Below are 570 nucleotides of genomic sequence, written 5' to 3'. Positions count from 1 at the left end.
TGAACGGAAACCCCATACTTGGAGACGACAAATACGGCGACTTTACACTTAACAAAAAATTACACAAAAGCGCAGGTTTAAAACGCCTATTACTTCACGCCTCAAGACTGATTATAAAAGACGAGGTCAATGTTGATATACACGCTCCATTACCTGAATATTTCTCTAGTTTTTATGAACAAAGATAAAAGCCGTTGCTATAGTTGACTTAAATGCGGATTTTTTCCACAATAACAGAGCATGGTAGATAAACTTCAAGTTCCTGTAACACGCCACCGGTTGGAAAGTTTAAGCACGGAACAATTAGTTAAATTTGCGGACTCTTATGGTGTAGATATTCCTCCCGGACTGGAAAGAATTTTCATTATCGAGGAAATATTGGAAGTTGCCAATATTGAAGATCAGGAAACCGCCGACAGCGCGGAAGCTATGGAAGTTAATGAAGATTATTCCGAAACAGCCGCTCTCCCCTGTCAATATAATATTTCCTATATCGAAGTAATAATAAGAGACCCTCTTTGGGTTTTTGCTTTTTGGGAAATAAAAAAACATGACAGGGAATTATATGAA

2 pseudogenes are annotated in these 570 nt (G+C 37.9%); both read left to right on the top strand.

Annotation, left to right across the window (positions count from 1 at the left end):
* A pseudogene (locus ACYVTD_RS15790) lies at positions 1 to 188 on the top strand (RluA family pseudouridine synthase); the annotation flags it as partial.
* A gap of 52 nt (positions 189 to 240) precedes the next feature.
* Positions 241 to 570 (top strand): annotated as a pseudogene (locus ACYVTD_RS15785) (DUF4912 domain-containing protein); the annotation flags it as partial.

The organism is Treponema sp. R6D11 (assembly GCF_054786075.1).
Note: the sequence above shows the minus strand (reverse complement) of the source record. Positions and strands in the feature narration are given on the sequence as shown.